This window comes from Pseudoneobacillus rhizolycopersici (genome assembly GCF_054786815.1).
In genome coordinates this window covers 1-256 of sequence record NZ_JBTOOE010000161.1, presented here as the reverse complement: position 1 = coordinate 256, position 256 = coordinate 1, and the positions used below count along the sequence as shown (strand labels likewise).

1 protein-coding gene is annotated in these 256 nt (G+C 52.0%); it reads left to right on the top strand.

The genetic code is table 11. The features are described from left to right. A partial coding sequence (locus tag ACX9YW_RS23255) for a ribonuclease H1 domain-containing protein (RefSeq protein WP_460351127.1) occupies positions 1-256 on the top strand: 256 nt, incomplete at both ends.

Sequence of the window (256 nt, the reverse complement as noted above, 5' to 3'; positions counted from 1 at the left end):
GGCAGGTCACGACACCGGAGTGTTTGACTCCTGGGATGAATGCCAGCTTGTTGTAAACGGTTTTCCCGGAGCAAAATACAGATCGTTTCCAAACAGAGAGGCTGCCGTTGCCGCCTATCGTGGCGAGTCGGCGGCGAGTGATGTGGATTTGCTTAAGGCAATAGCCTCGCGCCCGGTCATATCTGTGAATTACGAGGCATTTTCGGAGATAGACAAGAATGGAATAGCTGTAGATGCCGGTTGTCGCAAAAATCCC